Raw genomic sequence first — 15,904 nt, 5'->3', positions numbered from 1 at the left:
CATGAAGATATATAGAAATCTGGACGAATTCGAACCACTAGATTTTGCCATTGTCACCATTGGCACATTTGACGGAGTTCACGTCGGCCATCAAAAGATTTTAAATAAGATAACGGAGTTAGCTAAGCATAATACGGGCGAATCGGTCCTATTAACCTTCTACCCCCACCCACGATTAATCATCAATCCAGACGACGATTCATTACGCCTAATCAACGATATCGAAGAAAAGGTAGAACAGCTCGCACTAGCAGGTATTGACCACCTAATCATCACCCCTTTCACTAGAGACTTTTCAAATCAATCCCCAGAACAATATATTTCTGATGTATTAGTCAATAAAATCGGCTGTAAGAAAATTGTCATCGGCTATGATCATCACTTTGGAAAAGACAGAAAAGGAACGATCAAAGAATTGATACACTATGCAAATATCTTTGACTATTCTGTAGAAGAGATTCCAGAACAAGATATTGAGGATGTTGCTGTATCATCTACTCGCATTCGCGAATCCTTGATTAAAGGTGATATCGACACAGCGAACAAATACTTAGGTTATCCTTTTGAATTGACAGGAACAGTAATCCGCGGCGATCAAATTGGTAGAGAGATTGGGTTTCCTACAGCGAACCTTCATATCCACGAAAGCCATAAGCTTATCCCTGCATACGGCATCTATGCCGTGGAGGTTGAGGTATACCCTCGCTCCTCGGAGATCAATACAGGGCCTTATTTCCAGCCACAGCCGGAACGTATTGCCAAGGGTATGTGTTATATCGGGACGCGTCCGACAGTCGATGGTATGAGTCGTAAAATTGAAGTCAACTTATTAGACTTCAGCGATGACTTATACAGCAAGACCTTACGCGTGAAGTTTCTTTCTTTTATCCGTCATGATCAATGGTTTGAAAGCTTAGATCTGATGAAAGAACAGATTAAGAAAGACGAGCATGCTATCCGAAGCTATTTTGAATTAGTGTAGCAACAAGAAATAAGAATGTAGCATAAAAAAAGAAGCATCGATTAACCTCGATGCTTCTTTTTTTATGTCTTACGCTTTTTAGTTGTACCAATGTACATCATTATGATGGCGTTTTCCGTTATTTCCTTTTTTACCTTTATGTTTTTTCTTTTGTTGACCAGGCGCAAATTGCTTTGCAGATTTCTTACCATAAATCTTCTTTGCCTGTCCTGGAGGCATCCCTTGTGGGTGATGACGGTTACTGTAACATGATGCTGCAGTCAAAGCCAACACGACTACCATTACTAATCCTATAATTCGTTTCATACGTAAATCTATTAATCGTTTGCATTCTCCCAAATACTTTGCCATTTTTAACAACAGTCAAATATTTGTTTACATTAATAGACCTTTCAGATCGAAAAAGGATTAATCTTCAAACAATTGATATAAAGCGTGGATCTTCTCACGCTCCAAAACAAAATAGCCATGCAGCTTCAAACTATGCGGATCGCGTGCCTTTCCTTCCAACTGGATCTTCTGCCAACGATCAAACTTCGGCAACCAGCCAAAATGCTTTATAACCGTCGCAGATTGCGTATAATTGAAGTTAAAGACCAACTTCGCCTTCGCAAATGTTGCCGCTTCAGTACCTTTCTCTCCAGTATACAGACTCAACAAATCGCCTTGATTAGACTTTTGGAAGGTATAAAATAATTTCTCTGGCAAATAGCCCAATAAATGCGGCGAGCCTTTCAAACGAAGTAACAAGTTAGGAGCTTCCACATCTTGTATTTGCTCCACTTCCTTCATCTCGAAGTTATCATCATATTCATAAGAAACAACAGATTCTTGCTGTAGCACATCCTTATCTAACCAGTTGATGTCGACATATCCACCGTAGTACTTATGTACGCTGTCTACAGGCAAGTCTAACTTTTTCAATAAACTATCCTGCGATTGAATCCAGGAACTTAAATCAGCATCTAGATAGGCGCTTAATACGGCATTAGGTTCCGGTTTCAACTGTCTTGCCACATCTGGAAAACGCCACTTGTCTGATTTCACCAAACCATCCACATGTACACTCCCATTCTGAAAATCAAAACTAAACCAGTTTTTATCCGCATTGGACCATAACACATCCGCTTCCTGCTCTTCCGTATGGGTTTTAGACCATGCTAAGGCGTTCAGCCAGGTTGTGCGATCCGCTTGCAACAAACCTTTTAACTTGGTAGACTGATCTACGGAATCTCGACCGATAGAAAAGACAATCTCCTTTTCATTCATTAAGATCGCTAGTTTCTTCTGCTGATAATAGCTATATCCACCCTCCACAGCGCTAGAATTGGAATCTAGGTCAATATGTAACTGATCTTTAACAAAGCGCTTAAAACGCTTTAAATCCTTTACCTCTTGAACCGAATAATACTGATCGGCATCTGCTTTTTCCGAAAAGAAAAAAATCATCGCCGGAATATTTAAGCCCGTTTCCCAAACTTTCGCACGGCGTCGCCCAGTACTATCCCTATCTCCAAAAAAGTAGGTATTGGGATTCGATAGCGCGTTGCCCATTAATTCGGTTACTAAGCCATCGACATTCACTTGTATCAAGGCTTTCGTCTCAGCAGGAATCAGACTATCCTTGGCTTTCGACATACGAATCTGCTTATATGTAAAAAGACCTATAGCTATAGCAGCTATAAGTCCAGTTACGATAATGAATATCCATTTAATCCACTTCATTCAATTAATCTTCAAGTTGTAAAGTCCAATTATCGATTAAATTTACTAAAAATGATAATGCATTCTTCTCTCCTTGCGGAAATTCAATCGCCAATTCTCCTTGCATGCTATTGCCCTTCATTGGAGAAGCTACCATATAAATATTGCCATACTTCGACAATTCATCTACTGTTTTCTGCATAGAACGGTGTACAGGAATATCTAATTGACTCAACATACTCGGTAATTTCGGTGTGTTAAACAAAGCAACCATTGGATTTTTCTTCGCTAGATTCACATAAGTCTTATCGCCAACACCGCGGTAGGAATTATCCTTAATGGCCTTTAATTTTTCTAAATCATTACCTAAGAAAACAATACCCTTATGAATTAAAAGGAATGGTTTAATTACTTCTCTCGATCCAGTCTTCAATTCGTAAATACCACCGTGGTCTACAAGTCCTTCTTCACGGATACCAATTTTTATTAGTTTCTCGAAGATACGCACATCATCAGAAGAGAACATCCATAGGAAATCAGGAATATTTTCTGTTTTGGTACGCTCAACTTCTGTATAGTTGTAATCCTCATCATATTCGTAATCGGTGTAAGTCACCTCTTTCTTAGTAACACCGTTTAAAACAATCAGGTTATCCCCTTTGAATACCTTTGCAATTGCTGCCTCATCTAATAAGATATCAAATGAAGTCGCAAAAACATCGATAATCTCTCCATAGCGGTTTTCTTGATTTTCTCCAAATACACGCGTTACTATATTCGGCATATGTTTGATATACGCTTCTGTATTAATGTTTAAGGTCATAAACCCAAGCGCGTTCTTATCTAGATACTTATAAAACTCTGGATTTAGTTTATTCTTATACATATCTCTATAGTACTTCGTCATGGTCTTATCGAAAGTCATATCACCTATTACCTTCAATTTATTACCTTCGATTACCGCTGCTCCACTCGCCGATTGGTAGCCATAATTAAATGCCGGACGCATACCGAAAGTGCCATACAACATATCAGCTGGGTAGAAATAGCCATACATCTCATCGATATGATCAATTTCAAAGCGGATTAACTCATTGTCTTTGATGTTTCTAAGTTTCTTCGATGTAATACGCTTTCCTTTACCTGCGATCACATCATTTAACTTCGCATCTAACCAACCAGCCACTAATACATTCTTAATGGAATCGTTGTGATTTTCAATTCTGCGGTATTCCAAGTAATAATCATCTTGATATTCGTCTTGTGCTAATACAGAGTCTACCTCGGCAATTTCACTCTCCTCCAACGTTCCAGAGATCATTGGTGGCGCAATAATTTCAGTGGTTACAGTCGTTTCTTCAGCTTGTTTGACATTGCTCTTCGTCCCTTTCAACACCACGTGCGTTGAAGCGGCTTCTTTAACCTCTTCCGCGGCCTCAGCAACAGCTGCTTCTGCTTCTTCTGCAGCTTCAGCGGCGGCAACAGCAGCCTCTGCGGCAGATTCTACTGTTTCATTTTCCGGATCCCAAGCTTCGAATTCTACAGCTGCGGAGTCCACCAAAACGGGCTCTTCATAAACTGCTGCCTCTTCCTGCTCTAAGAAACCGTAGCGTTGCTTAATATCATCGCGACTGAAGTAATTGTACATCGCAACACCGCCCATCGCATAGATCGTATTATTATCCCAGCTCAAGCGCATTGTTCTATCGGTGCTATAAATCGTCGACAAGCCATTTACCTGTTCAATTTTCTTATTCTTGGGCAATAAAGATTCGAATTTACTACGGTCGTTCAATGGGAATAAACCACCTATAAATTGTACCGAATCTGTTGTAATGGAATTGATATAGGCATTGGCCTTAATATCTATTCCCATATCCTGAATATCATTGGTATTAATGGGATTATTATTTCCCATTACATTTTTAAAGAATCCTAATCGAGCGAAAATGGCGTTAACTTGCGCAGCATCTACATGTTTGAAGAAAGCTTTACCGTTAATGGCAAGAACCATGTTGGATTCCCCTGGAACTTTATTAATCAAATCTTGAGAAAAGCTTGGACCTGCAAGTCCAAGTGCTGCTGCAATTAAGGCTAGCTTCAACTTATTCATATTTCTTATATTAATTTTCATTATTTAATTTACTGTAGTACAATGGAATTGGCCAGATTAGCTTTACCTGCAATTAAGCTATTAATACTGGTTTTAAGCATAACGGCTTTCTTATTTGGCGATAATTTCGCGAGATCCGAACTTTGCTTCACTACGCCTTGATCGAAGCGGTAGATACTCGTATAGTAGGCCTGATTGAATGATTTTTGATTCTCTGCACCTAGCTTACCAAATTCTTTTTTCGCCTCTGCGCTATGCTTATAGGTCCTTACAAAAGTCTTCGTTTTAGCGTCGAAAGTATAATTGGTATTCTCATTAAAGCGAGACTTAAAATGTGCGCCTAAGGTTTTGGTATAAGCATTTAAGGCTTGAACATTTTGAAAATCGCAGGAAATACTGGCGATATAGTTTTTAAAATCCAATCGATAGTTCACATTGGAAATCCCTTTTGTTTTTTCTAATAAACTAACAATAGTTCCTACTTCACGACGAATGTCGGACTCCGAAGGGACTTTAAATCCATCAATCTTATCCAACTTCATCAAGGAAGCTGTCTTGGTTTTACTCTTGCTCAAGTTTAAGGTACCTTTAATACTACCCGATCCATTTGCTTTCATATCAATCTCTTCCACGATATCAAAGCAGGAACTTAAACTAAAAAGCGAAATACATAGGCACAACCCTAAAATCAATCTTCTCATATTATTTGAATCTAAGCGAAAGTACAAACATTTGACCTATCTATAAATCACTGTTTCCAGTGAATTTTTAAACATAGAGATAAAAATGTTAGTTAATTCACAAGGTATTGACTTATTTATATAATAGAGGCAGATAAGTTTAGAAAAAACATAAATTAACGCTTCCTGAAAATCAACTATCTGTAGGTATTTTGCTACAGGAATTTCCCTTTCTACCTCTCCTGGTACATCAGCATAGAAAAAGCCTAACTGAGGCGTTTAATGCATCGTTTAAACGTATCAGTTAGGCTTAAAGTAGGCCTAAGCTAGGCTTCAGCTTAAAGACTAAGTCTTTAATATTCGTATTTCTCTACCGATTTAATCTGATTTTCCCCTTCAGTGAATACCAAAGTGGGCTGATAGTTCTCCGCCTCTGCTGGGCTCAGGTTGATAAAGGATAGAATGTGTACCGTATCCCCGACTTTCGCATGCAATGCCGCGCCACCGTTCATACAGACCTCTCCAGAGCCTCGTTTGCCAGGCAAAACATAGGTCATAATCCGACTTCCGTTGATTGCGTTGTTGATATATACTTGTTCGTATTTCAAGATACCTGCTGCATCGAGCAGATCGGCGTCGATTGTAATCGAACCATTATAGGCTACATTGGCCTCCGTAACTTTGACGGTGTGAATTTTCGCTTTTAATAGGGTTACTTCCATGTACTTATCTATACTATTTAAATTGATTGTTTGAGTTGATTTTCTTCTACTTGCTTGCTTTGAAAGGCTATTGTCCTACCCGATTGTCTTATATGATGACGCATGTAGTGAATTTCGTAGGTAAATTCATAGGCTGCGGATGAATCAAATTTCTCCAGGGTTTCCGCCGGCACTACATAGTCCAGCTTTCCTAGATGATTGTACTTGCTGATGTGATAGGTGTCATCTTGTTGGGCTATGGCAAACCAGCAGCCCTCGCCAAGTCCACCGAGCCAAGTAGCACCCGAAGGCAGCTGCAAGGGCTTACTGGGCTCCGCTATATAGCCCAATTGCGAATCTTGCGGAAGTGTATTCGCCCGGCCTCTCGAAAAATTAATCAATAGCTGGTCGACTTGAAATTTCAGCGATTGCTTCCTATTCATTTGCCAGCGTTCTAATCGTTGATCAGCATAGCAATAAAATGCACCATCCTTTCCCCCATTGACCACATTACTGGTGGGGCTCGCTTTTAAGGATTCGGGGTATAGTATTTTTGAAATGCGCTTATCTTTTGTTTCCATGCCCTCGGTCAGGATTTGTGCCACATAACGTGAGCAGCTGTTATTTCCAGGGGCAATTGCTCCGTAAAGTACGGGGCCCTTGTTTACCAAAGCTTCCGCATAGGTCATCGCTTTGTGAAAACTGATACGCTCGCTTATGGCGCACAGCATTCGTCCGCCACCATGTGTTGCATCCTCCATTTGCTGTAGCTCAGCCAGAATTTCGTCTAAATTGATAAGTTCTTTCGCTTCGGAGAATTTTGCCTGCGTTTGAATATACAGTCGAGGATCAAATGCTGCCGAGCGTGCGCGACCATAGCCCCGAGGACAAATATAGCGCCCGAAGTCGTAATACAATACTTGACCAGTGTGATGCTCAATCAGCAGAATAGCAGCGTGCCCGATTCTGAAATTGAGGTTCTTCACAATTCCGACCGTCTTGAGTACTTTAAACCACAGTTCATCCCCTCGTGCCGTTTGATCGGGCCACGCTATTGGAATCGCAATATCTTGGTAGGTATGCATCATGAGGTTTCAAAGGTCTCCGAGTCTTCACGCTCGGTTTGGTTATATAGCTTCTGTAGGTAACGATCTCCGTGATCTGGAAAATATAGTACCAAATGGTCCTCCGAAGATAACTTTAATTCGTCAATATTTTGCTCCAAGGCGGCTAATACTGCTGCACTGGAGAATCCGATAAGGCGATTGGTGTCGGCTCGATGGTCTTGCGCGCATTGTTTTGTGCGTTCCTCATCGACCTGATAGATCGTATCGACCACTTGTGCATCGAACGTTCCGGGAATAAAGGTTCTTCCAATTCCTTCTATGGCATCGTGCACAAGTCCGCTATGCGCCAAAGCACCATCCACTAGATAAGCCTGATATACGGAATTGATGGGTTCAACACCGATGATACGTATAGCGCTATTCTGCTCCTTCAGGTAACGTCCAATGCCAGAGATACTGCCGCCGGTACCTACACCAACCATCACATGGCTAATGCGCTGATTGGTTTGTTCCCAAAGCTCAGGTCCCGTGGTGCGGTAATGGGCTTTAATATTCGCTGAATTATAGTATTGATTGGTGAAATAAGCGTTTTCATTGTTGGCAGCATATGCCTGTGCCTGGTACTGCGTCGAGTTGAACACATGTAAGCCAAAGGAATTATCGCATATCTCAATCGAGGCGCCATATTCTTCTAGTAACGCCCGCTTTTCAGCGGAGCAGGTCTTCGATACAAAGATCTTGACTCTGCAGCCCAGTTCCCTAGCCATTAAGGCAATGCTGATTCCAGTGTTCCCGCTGCTCGCCTCGACAATCGTTCCTCCAGGAGAAACCTTATTGCCTTTAATGGCATCCTCCAACATAAAGTATGCCGCCCGGTCCTTAGAAGATTTCCCTGGATTGAAGCTTTCATCTTTGATATAAATGTTCGTTCTGAACTTGTCAGACAAGAAGGGACATCGTGTCAAAGGGGTATTGCCAATCTTTTTCTCTATCAAAATGTGTGTTAAGTTTAAACTTGATTGCTTTAATAAAACGCTTTTTCGTCGGTATTATTTCATGTGTAGCCTATTATAGCCTTGCATTTCGGTCTGCTGCATCTTCGTGTAGACGACATACTTCGATTTTTCATTCTCGGTATTTTTAATAGCTTTGTTTTAAATACAAGCGTATGAAACCAAAGACCATTATTGTCGCCATACTTTTAGCTTTACTATTAGTTATTCTGTTTAATAACAAAGAAGAGGCCAGTTTTTGGCTGTTTGGTTATATCCGAACTTCCAAGCTGTTGATATTAGGGGTATTTTTCCTACTTGGTGTCGTTGTTGGAGGGATTTTATTTCGTCGAAAAAATAAACACCCGAAGGAATATGGGGTGACAAATACCGTTGCTCCGCAATCGGAGGATGATGAATTTCTCGATACTGATGATGGATTGACGGATGAGGATAGAGAATTTATCCGCCGGGATTAAATATAAAAAGCGATCAGGAATTATCCTGATCGCTTTCTTTTTTAGCCTTCGCTGTCGTCTTTTTCATTCTTCCAGCTTTCTGTAAACTAGTATGAATAAGATATTCTATTTGTCCATTGACACTTCTGAATTCATCATGCGCCCACTTTTCCAGCTGCTTGTACAATTCATCGTCCACACGGATCACAAAACTTTTCTTCATGCTATTCTGCTTTTTTATTTTGTCGGGTTGTCCCCGTTTATCTCGATTAATTGTACAGGGTACCCGCGTTAACAACAGGTTGTGCCGCCTTCTCTCCACATAGAACGACCATCAGGTTGCTCACCATCGATGCTTTCTTCTCATCATCCAACTCAACAATATTCTCCTCCGAAAGCTTCTTTAAGGCCATGTCTACCATGCCTACTGCACCTTCGACAATCTTTGCACGTGCTGCAACAATCGCCGTTGCTTGTTGACGCTGTAGCATCGCTCCCGCGATTTCCGCCGCATAAGCCAAGTGGCTGATACGCGCCTCCTCAACAATAACTCCCGCCTTCGCCAAACGTTCCGTCAACTCATTCTCCAGGATCGCATTGACAGCATCTCCACCCTCACGCAAGGTAATCTCAGCATGCTGATCCTCAAAGTTGTCGTAAGCAAAACTCACCGCCAAATGACGTACCGCTGCCTCACTCTGTACGCGCACATAGTCGTTATAGCTCTGTACATCGTATGCCGCCTTGTAGGTATCTCCTATCTTCCAAACAATAACTGCAGCAATCTCTATTGGATTACCCATCTTATCATTAACCTTCAACGTGTGCCCTTGTAAGTTCTCCGAACGTAAGCTAATCCGCTGCGCCGTATAAAACGGATTGATGAAAAATAAGCCATTGTCCTTAATCGTACCTCTATACTTTCCAAATAAATTTAATACTCTAGAATGGTTCGGATTTACAATTAAAAGCCGATTTGCTATAATTAGGAAGAAAACAAAGGATAAAAACAACATAAATAAGCCCAATCCTTTCTGTCCCGTAGAGACCATAAAGTAAATCGAATATCCCCCGCCAACAATAGTTAACAGTAAGATTAGTAGCGCTAAATAGCCTGATGCTGGTTTAATAATTCTTTCCATAACGTTAGATATAATGATATTATTTTGATATCACTAATATATCACTTTATTTTTAATAATCTGCAAGTGTACTGTATATTTAATTTTCATGTGGATTCTCGGAAAGTGGACTGGCATAGGTTTAAACCCTGAAAATTTATTCCTTTTAAAATGAGGGAGTTTGATATTTTTTAGAAAAAAAAGCGCGTCATAATTTGCAATTAAAGGTAAAAAAGCTACCTTTGCATCACTTCAAACAACGAAGGGTACGAAAGAAATTAAGTACAAGATTCCGTAGCTCAGCTGGTAGAGCAATACACTTTTAATGTATGGGTCCTGGGTTCGAATCCCAGCGGGATCACTTCTTGGGACAAGTCTAAAAACGATAGACTTGTCCCATTTTTTTTGCCCTGTAATTTGCTGTTATTCTGATAGATAAGAGCAATGGCAGAATTTAGTCTTGGAGTTCGATGTCGTGTTCCGTCAAATTCCAAAAAATCAGGGAACATCGAACTCACTATAAGCCTTTTTTCCTCAATATCGCCGTTTTCATAGCGTCTATCAATGTTTGCGACCTTTTTTAAGGTGGAAGCCACTAAGTCTTTAATCTCCGTACCCACTACGGCCAAGTCGTTTAATCTTCTTTCCAAAACCTCAATCTTGCCTTTGGTCAATTTCTTTACTTCTTGAAAGTCGTCATCTGCCATTTCTCCATCGGCATTCTTTAAAAGTGCATTTTGATAGCGTTTATTCAATGCGTCAATCTCACTTATGATATTTGTCCGTTCGGTGTTTTGGGCTTTGGTCTTGTTGTTGAAGTCTTTTATAAAGGCTTCGATAAAAACATCGACCATGCCTTCTTTTGGCGACATATACCGCAGTTGCTTTAAGAAAGCCTCGTTAGCCGTTTCCGCTTTGAACCTTGTACCGCAGGCTGAACTACAATGATAGTAGTAATAGTAGTTACCCATCTTTCCCTTTGAGGCACTTCCGGTCAGCATACGGTCGCATTTAGGACATTTGAGAAACCCTCTAAGCGGTAGATTGTCCATAGCTACGATTTTAGGCTTTACAACCCTCTTTCTCCCATCGAGAATTTCCTGTACATCCGCAAACGTCTTTTCGCTGATTAATGGCTCATGCTGTCCTTTGACAAAATATCCCTTTTCCTCTTTGTAGGGAGGAATGAATATTTTGCCACAGTACAAGGGGTTTCGGACGGCTACCCAAAAGTTATTTTTGCTGAACCGACCTTTTCCATCGGCTTTTTCCCGAACCATTTTCCATATCTGTTCGGTATTGAAGTTATTGGAAACGATTTGTTCAAACGCCCATTTCAAAAGCGGTGCTTCAAAGTCATGTGGGGCAATGAATTTCTTTTTGCCCTCTGTTATCTTGTTGACGTATCCCAATGGAGCAGTCCCCATATAACGCCCCTCTTTTTTCGCCCTGCGCATTCCGTGAAAAACGTTCAATGCACGCCTGTCGTTTTCCACTTCCGGTGAAGCAAGATAGAACGCAAGCATGATTTTGTTTTCGGGAATGGTAAGGTCTAAGGGCTGTTCTATTGCCACAGGTTCAACGCCATGTGTCCGTAACTGGTTAATCATTTGGTACGCGTCCCCTGCGTTTCTACTGAACCTATCCCATTTGGTAAATAGTATTATTGACCCCGCTTTGTTGTTCTTTGTTTTACGTAGGTTGGATAAATATTTCTGCCACTCTGGACGTTTGAAAGATTTTGCCGAATGGTCTTCTATGTACACATCTCTTACTGGAATGCCTTTTAATTCACAATATCTCCTTAATCGGTCTTCTTGGTCACGTTGCGAATATCCTTTGTCCGCCTGCTCGTCTGTCGATACACGTATGTATAAATCTGCCTTTCTCATCACAACAGTTCTCCTTGTTCATTAGATTAAAGTTTTCCTCTTAGATACTGGTTAACTGCAATATGAGCCATCTTCTTAACAAAATCCAAGATGGTTTTTGCTTCCTCTATATCGACCTCTGTTCCTTTCTTTTTCAAGATTTGCACAACTCTTTCGGGTGTTAAATTGTTCGCTTTTTCTTTCTCCATCTTCAATTGATTTTTGCCTGTTAACCGAGCGGATTAATCCGCACAGGCAAACTTATCGTACTGATGGAGTGGGTATTGGATTGTGTCTTTGGGTTGAATTACTTGGCATAGTCTGCCTGTTTAGAACCATTTCGGCAATGCTATCCTCATTACTTCCACGTTTGGTTATGCCTAAAAAGCGGGTATGCCTATTGTTCACGTTTCATGGAGCAAAGGTATGTCCGTGTTCTTAACGGAGGCAAAAGGTCATGCAAGTTTGAAAAAAAATCTCCACCCGTTGGGTAGTATTTGTTTTCCAAAACCTTGTGCCTCCTAAACACTAACCTAAACTGCTCCCGAAACGAAACACAGCATACTCCGGCTCTTTACACGAATAAAAAAAATGTCAGGCATGAGGAATATAAGCATTGGAAATGGTATTGAAACAAAACAACAGTACCACCTCTCATTGCCGAATAAATCAAAAAAATTAATTCAAAACAGAAAAGAAATGAAACATCAAATAAACACATCGGAAGCAAGAGTATATGTCGGCACATATGGAAAATACAATGACGGTTCAATCTTCGGAAAATGGCTTGACCTTTCCGATTATGCAAACAGCGACGAATTTTATACCGCTTGCAAGGAACTGCACAATGACGAGGCAGACCCCGAATTTATGTTTCAAGATTACGAGAATATCCCGAACGGCTTAATCGGCGAAAGTTGGATAAGCAACAACATTTTTGAGGTTTTGGAGGCTTTGAAAGACATGGACGAGAGCCGGAAAGAGGCATTTTTAATATGGTGTGACAACGGACACCGTAAGCTATCCGAGACCGATATAAGCGACCTAATGAGCGATTTTGACGATGATTATATAGGCGAATACAAGGACGAGGAAGATTTTGCCTATGAGCAGGTAGAGCAAATGGACTTGCCCGAATTTGCAAAGCAGTATTTCGATTATGAGGCTTATGCCCGTGACCTGTTTAGCGGTGACTATTGGAGTGATAGCGGTTACGTATTCTACAATTCATAAACACGATTTTTTTACGGGAGCGGTAAGCCGGTCCCGTTATTTCACCCGAAAAATCGCACGGGCAAAAAAGACAGATCCTCCCCAGGTCGTAACAGTCTTTTTTGCGGAAAGCGGAACAACCCCTTTGTTAAATGCTTCCGCTCCGCCGTTCCTTACTTGCATTTTCCAAATAGGTTGCGCAGTATTGACTACTTTCTTTCATGAGTTGAGACGAAAAAGAAAGTAGCAAAGAAACCTAAGATTGGGGTTGACTTTTAAAATATTCCGTTGCTGTACCGCTAATCCCAACACTGAAATATTTTTTGTTTTCACTCAGTACTTTAACGGCGGTTAGCATTTCATTGGGGTCGGCGAATTTCAATATATAGCCCGAAACACCTGCCTTTAGCATATCCGTTATACTTTCCGTGTCATCTTGCGTACTTGAAATTAGGATTTTTAAATCGGGATGCTTTTCGAGCAAAAGTTTAGCGGTGGCAAAGTCTTCCTCGATGATACAGACATCCGGCCACCCGTCATGCTCTTTTAACTTTTGCAGGGCTTCCTGCCCGACACCTGTTTGGAACAATACCGTATAACCCGAATTTTCAAGCTGATTTACGGATATATCCCGAAGCTGTGCATTGTCATCTATGACCGCTACACAGACATTGTTTTTGTTGTCTTTTCCAGTATCCATAACATCTGTTTTAAAAGTAGCGAAACCTGCAATAAAAAAAGCGCAGGCAACTACACTTACTCGATACTGGGGTACTGGTATACCTTATCTCCAAATAAGCGAGCGCCCACGCCTATAGCGTGAGCGTTCTTACTTATTGTCTCGGAGATATAAAAATTACCAGTTTTCAGTACCAAGACTTAAAGCAAAAACACTTTAAGTATTTTATATTTTTCTATCAGCAAAGATAACGATGTAGATTGTTTTACGCAATCCGAAATCATTCCTACAATTTCTGCTGTAATTAATTCCTTTTTTACAAATAATCAGATTTTCTATCCAAAGAGTTTTCCGTCACCAATACCGATTTAAGCGTAAGCAATATGTGTCCAATAATTCCCATCACGACAAAAATACTCATAAACGCATATGACCCATCAATAAAAATATAGGTTAGCGTTGGAATAATTAGTCCAAAAGCTAATAACAGTGAGAAAGTTGTGGTAAAGTACTTAATTGTCAACGGCAAATCAGCATCTACAGCCTTAGTTAAATTATAAAGACGTGGGATAATTCTATATTGAAAATCCAAGCTGATGGCTTCTAAGTTGTCTCTTGAAAGGCTTTCAATTTTATTTTTTGGATAAATGCGGTTATATTCCTCAATTATTTCTTGTATGTAGTATGAATTTTGAAAGTTTTTGGGGAATATCTTCACTTCTGAACAACAATACCAAATCTGATTAGCATCGCTAAATAAGATGAATTTTTCCATTTCTCCATGAGAATAAATGTGATTTGATGGAAATTCCGTATATGTTAGTCCAGAGCGTAAAAAAGAATCGTCAGCCATCATTTCTAATTGAAGCACCAACAACACTACACTATGAGATACATCATCCCTATAAAATGAACGATATTTTGCATATTCAATATCATCATCATAGTTTGGGTAAAAGTATTCTTCAAATGTTATGTCGCTCTTTATCGAATTAGCGTATTCATAAGAATTATAAAATGGCTTATCTTTAGTCCAAAAATTATGGTCTCTTGTGAGGTTAAAGCAAATCTTTCTGAAATAGGTTAGTTTGTTAGAAAGTCTCCTTATTGTCCTCGTATATTTTAATTTATCTTGTCGTATCGTAATGACTTTGTTGATTAGGAAACCCAAGACAAAGGAAGCGATAATTCCACTCGCTATATTTATATAGTCGTAAGATTTTGTAAGCCGTTCTTGAAACCCACTGTCAGTCTGAATTCTGCAAATACTTATCACGATTAATAAGACGGTCGGAACAATCATAATAATGGTATTTCTTAAAAGAATATTATACCAAATAGATAAGAATTTGTGTAAAAGCCATGAATACGTTTTATTGTTATCTCGCTTATTTTGGTAATAAGAGGGAAGATAAAACAGCTTTAGGTGCTTAGATTGGTTTTGTATTGTTCCCTCTTTTTCGGGTAATAGATACTCAATAGTCAATGACGAGATTGCTATATAATCGTCAAAATTTGACAGGTTCTTTTGCACCCATCCTTTAAGGTATTTGGTTAATAACTGATGTAGCTTATCTACATCACCATCCCATTGTACGCTATTTAAGTCGATACTAATGTAGTTAATACTGTTTTTACGTTGGGCTTTTACAGTACCTGACATTTCTATTGTCTCAAAATAATGGACTATATATAACTCAATTGCCTCACGGACGATTTCAATATCTGTCATACATTTGTGTTCTATGTGGATAGTATTAGGTGATGATTGCCTATCGTGGGTTCTGTATCTCCATATTTTGGGATGCTTTTGCTTTTTTCTGTCTTGAATGACTCCACAGGAAGAGTACACCCAATATAATTAAGGCGATAGCTACCAACTTGCCCATCCGTTCAGCGTTTTTAATGATAACCGAACTCTCATAAGACGAAAAGCCCTCCGCTCCGGTCGGGCTACGCCTGTAAAACCTTCGGCGGTTAATCCAGTAACGCAGACCAAGCCCCGCAACCAGTGCCATTATACCTAAAACCAATGATGCGTCCATAACGATAGCCTTTATAATTCAACACTTTGAATTTACGAAAAAGCACCGAATAACAGGCTTAAAAAATGAAAAATCCCATCGCATCGCATGGGATTTTTCTGTCTTCAATCACGGCTGTTAAACTGGAAACTCAATTGCTTTTCGTTCCCGAAATTGTCCGAAATCCAAATATCAAACGACTGTGACACGGTGGATTGCGAGGTGTAATACAGCCTAAATTGTGTCTGTGGCAACACGTACACATCATTGGGTGGAATTGCAACTTAAAAGTGGAGACTT

17 protein-coding genes, 1 tRNA gene and 1 pseudogene are annotated in these 15,904 nt (G+C 40.1%); 4 read left to right on the top strand and 15 right to left on the bottom strand.

Translation table 11 applies throughout. The features are described from left to right. The first annotated feature begins 1 nt into the window (after nucleotide 1). Nucleotides 2-982, top strand: coding sequence for a bifunctional riboflavin kinase/FAD synthetase (locus tag GFH32_RS09365; protein ID WP_153511363.1), 981 nt, complete (start codon nucleotides 2-4; stop codon nucleotides 980-982). A 78-nt stretch (nucleotides 983-1,060) separates the two neighbouring features. On the opposite strand, the gene GFH32_RS09360 is transcribed toward GFH32_RS09365, so the two are convergent. From GFH32_RS09360 to GFH32_RS09330, 7 genes are all read right to left on the bottom strand, one after another. Further along, the gene (locus GFH32_RS09360; protein ID WP_153511362.1) at nucleotides 1,061-1,288 is read right to left on the bottom strand and encodes a quinol oxidase subunit 4; all 228 of its coding nucleotides are present in this window, start codon (nucleotides 1,286-1,288) and stop codon (nucleotides 1,061-1,063) included. 102 nt (nucleotides 1,289-1,390) lie between these two features. After that, entirely contained in the window at nucleotides 1,391-2,707 is a 1,317-nt protein-coding gene (locus tag GFH32_RS09355) for a hypothetical protein (RefSeq protein WP_153511361.1), read from the bottom strand. A 4-nt stretch (nucleotides 2,708-2,711) separates the two neighbouring features. Beyond that, a complete protein-coding gene (locus tag GFH32_RS09350) occupies nucleotides 2,712-4,799 on the bottom strand; it encodes a hypothetical protein (protein WP_153511360.1) in 2,088 nt (695 codons plus the stop codon). A 29-nt stretch (nucleotides 4,800-4,828) separates the two neighbouring features. Beyond that, nucleotides 4,829-5,500: a hypothetical protein gene (locus GFH32_RS09345; protein ID WP_153511359.1), complete on the bottom strand. Its 672-nt coding sequence runs from the start codon at nucleotides 5,498-5,500 to the stop codon at nucleotides 4,829-4,831. Nucleotides 5,501-5,832: 332 nt separating this feature from the next. Further along, on the bottom strand, nucleotides 5,833-6,201 hold the full coding sequence (gene panD / locus GFH32_RS09340) for an aspartate 1-decarboxylase (RefSeq protein WP_153511358.1): 369 nt from the start codon (nucleotides 6,199-6,201) through the stop codon (nucleotides 5,833-5,835). Nucleotides 6,202-6,218: 17 nt separating this feature from the next. Next, nucleotides 6,219-7,265: a DUF6695 family protein gene (locus tag GFH32_RS09335; protein WP_317162878.1), complete on the bottom strand. Its 1,047-nt coding sequence runs from the start codon at nucleotides 7,263-7,265 to the stop codon at nucleotides 6,219-6,221. Further along, nucleotides 7,265-8,242: a PLP-dependent cysteine synthase family protein gene (locus tag GFH32_RS09330; RefSeq protein WP_160366856.1), complete on the bottom strand. Its 978-nt coding sequence runs from the start codon at nucleotides 8,240-8,242 to the stop codon at nucleotides 7,265-7,267. The genes GFH32_RS09335 and GFH32_RS09330 overlap by 1 nt, the downstream gene beginning before the upstream one ends. A gap of 173 nt (nucleotides 8,243-8,415) precedes the next feature. Here GFH32_RS09330 and GFH32_RS09325 point away from each other — a divergent pair, with 173 nt between their 5' ends. Then, nucleotides 8,416-8,718 carry a hypothetical protein gene (locus tag GFH32_RS09325; RefSeq protein ID WP_153511355.1) on the top strand — a complete coding sequence of 101 codons (303 nt, stop codon included), beginning with the start codon at nucleotides 8,416-8,418 and terminating at the stop codon, nucleotides 8,716-8,718. A gap of 13 nt (nucleotides 8,719-8,731) precedes the next feature. Here the strand turns inward: GFH32_RS09325 and GFH32_RS09320 are convergent, their stop codons facing one another. Then, nucleotides 8,732-8,920, bottom strand: coding sequence for a type II toxin-antitoxin system antitoxin (locus GFH32_RS09320; protein WP_153511354.1), 189 nt, complete (start codon nucleotides 8,918-8,920; stop codon nucleotides 8,732-8,734). A gap of 46 nt (nucleotides 8,921-8,966) precedes the next feature. Next, nucleotides 8,967-9,839 carry an SPFH domain-containing protein gene (locus tag GFH32_RS09315; RefSeq protein WP_153511353.1) on the bottom strand — a complete coding sequence of 291 codons (873 nt, stop codon included), beginning with the start codon at nucleotides 9,837-9,839 and terminating at the stop codon, nucleotides 8,967-8,969. Nucleotides 9,840-10,106: 267 nt separating this feature from the next. On the opposite strand from GFH32_RS09315, the gene GFH32_RS09310 reads away from it, so the two are divergent. Further along, nucleotides 10,107-10,179 (top strand) — tRNA-Lys (locus tag GFH32_RS09310). A 526-nt stretch (nucleotides 10,180-10,705) separates the two neighbouring features. Here the strand turns inward: GFH32_RS09310 and GFH32_RS18385 are convergent. Together GFH32_RS18385 and GFH32_RS18245 are read right to left on the bottom strand one after the other, a co-directional pair. Then, a pseudogene (locus GFH32_RS18385) lies at nucleotides 10,706-11,710 on the bottom strand (recombinase family protein); the annotation flags it as partial. Nucleotides 11,711-11,736: 26 nt separating this feature from the next. Further along, nucleotides 11,737-11,898, bottom strand: a complete 162-nt coding sequence (locus GFH32_RS18245; RefSeq protein ID WP_194285633.1) for a hypothetical protein — start codon at nucleotides 11,896-11,898, stop codon at nucleotides 11,737-11,739. A 391-nt stretch (nucleotides 11,899-12,289) separates the two neighbouring features. On the opposite strand from GFH32_RS18245, the gene GFH32_RS09300 reads away from it, so the two are divergent. After that, entirely contained in the window at nucleotides 12,290-12,922 is a 633-nt protein-coding gene (locus GFH32_RS09300; protein WP_228384100.1) for an antirestriction protein ArdA, read from the top strand. A gap of 36 nt (nucleotides 12,923-12,958) precedes the next feature. On the opposite strand, the gene GFH32_RS18505 is transcribed toward GFH32_RS09300, so the two are convergent. The 4 genes from GFH32_RS18505 to GFH32_RS09285 form a co-directional block, all read right to left on the bottom strand. Then, nucleotides 12,959-13,084 carry a hypothetical protein gene (locus GFH32_RS18505; protein ID WP_262884778.1) on the bottom strand — a complete coding sequence of 42 codons (126 nt, stop codon included), beginning with the start codon at nucleotides 13,082-13,084 and terminating at the stop codon, nucleotides 12,959-12,961. A 73-nt stretch (nucleotides 13,085-13,157) separates the two neighbouring features. Further along, nucleotides 13,158-13,601 (bottom strand): response regulator, encoded by a 444-nt coding sequence (locus GFH32_RS09295; RefSeq protein ID WP_153511351.1) that lies wholly within the window; start codon nucleotides 13,599-13,601, stop codon nucleotides 13,158-13,160. Nucleotides 13,602-13,896: 295 nt separating this feature from the next. Continuing rightward, nucleotides 13,897-15,312: a hypothetical protein gene (locus tag GFH32_RS09290; protein ID WP_153511350.1), complete on the bottom strand. Its 1,416-nt coding sequence runs from the start codon at nucleotides 15,310-15,312 to the stop codon at nucleotides 13,897-13,899. Between the two features lie 417 nt (nucleotides 15,313-15,729). Continuing rightward, the gene (locus tag GFH32_RS09285) at nucleotides 15,730-15,867 is read right to left on the bottom strand and encodes a TraQ conjugal transfer family protein (RefSeq protein WP_228384098.1); all 138 of its coding nucleotides are present in this window, start codon (nucleotides 15,865-15,867) and stop codon (nucleotides 15,730-15,732) included. Between the last annotated feature and the right edge of the window lie 37 nt (nucleotides 15,868-15,904).

The sequence above is a fragment of the Sphingobacteruim zhuxiongii genome (genome assembly GCF_009557615.1).
Taxonomy (GTDB): Bacteria; Bacteroidota; Bacteroidia; order Sphingobacteriales; family Sphingobacteriaceae; genus Sphingobacterium; species Sphingobacterium zhuxiongii.
The sequence above is the reverse complement of the archived record's forward strand: the minus strand, read 5'-3'. Positions and strand labels throughout refer to the sequence as shown.

Bases quoted from the DNA above. Each gene is read 5' to 3' on its own strand.
- panD (WP_153511358.1), bottom strand. From the start codon at position 6,201: ATGGAAGTAACCCTATTAAAAGCGAAAATTCACACCGTCAAAGTTACG.
- GFH32_RS09290 (WP_153511350.1), bottom strand. From the start codon at position 15,312: ATGACAGATATTGAAATCGTCCGTGAGGCAATTGAGTTATATATAGTC.
- GFH32_RS09350 (WP_153511360.1), bottom strand. From the start codon at position 4,799: ATGAATAAGTTGAAGCTAGCCTTAATTGCAGCAGCACTTGGACTTGCA.
- GFH32_RS09315 (WP_153511353.1), bottom strand. From the start codon at position 9,839: ATGGAAAGAATTATTAAACCAGCATCAGGCTATTTAGCGCTACTAATC.
- GFH32_RS09345 (WP_153511359.1), bottom strand. From the start codon at position 5,500: ATGAGAAGATTGATTTTAGGGTTGTGCCTATGTATTTCGCTTTTTAGT.
- GFH32_RS09365 (WP_153511363.1), top strand. From the start codon at position 2: ATGAAGATATATAGAAATCTGGACGAATTCGAACCACTAGATTTTGCC.
- GFH32_RS09335 (WP_317162878.1), bottom strand. From the start codon at position 7,265: ATGCATACCTACCAAGATATTGCGATTCCAATAGCGTGGCCCGATCAA.
- GFH32_RS09320 (WP_153511354.1), bottom strand. From the start codon at position 8,920: ATGAAGAAAAGTTTTGTGATCCGTGTGGACGATGAATTGTACAAGCAG.
- GFH32_RS18245 (WP_194285633.1), bottom strand. From the start codon at position 11,898: ATGGAGAAAGAAAAAGCGAACAATTTAACACCCGAAAGAGTTGTGCAA.
- GFH32_RS09325 (WP_153511355.1), top strand. From the start codon at position 8,416: ATGAAACCAAAGACCATTATTGTCGCCATACTTTTAGCTTTACTATTA.
- GFH32_RS09295 (WP_153511351.1), bottom strand. From the start codon at position 13,601: ATGGATACTGGAAAAGACAACAAAAACAATGTCTGTGTAGCGGTCATA.
- GFH32_RS18505 (WP_262884778.1), bottom strand. From the start codon at position 13,084: ATGCAAGTAAGGAACGGCGGAGCGGAAGCATTTAACAAAGGGGTTGTT.
- GFH32_RS09360 (WP_153511362.1), bottom strand. From the start codon at position 1,288: ATGAAACGAATTATAGGATTAGTAATGGTAGTCGTGTTGGCTTTGACT.
- GFH32_RS09355 (WP_153511361.1), bottom strand. From the start codon at position 2,707: ATGAAGTGGATTAAATGGATATTCATTATCGTAACTGGACTTATAGCT.
- GFH32_RS09300 (WP_228384100.1), top strand. From the start codon at position 12,290: ATGAGGAATATAAGCATTGGAAATGGTATTGAAACAAAACAACAGTAC.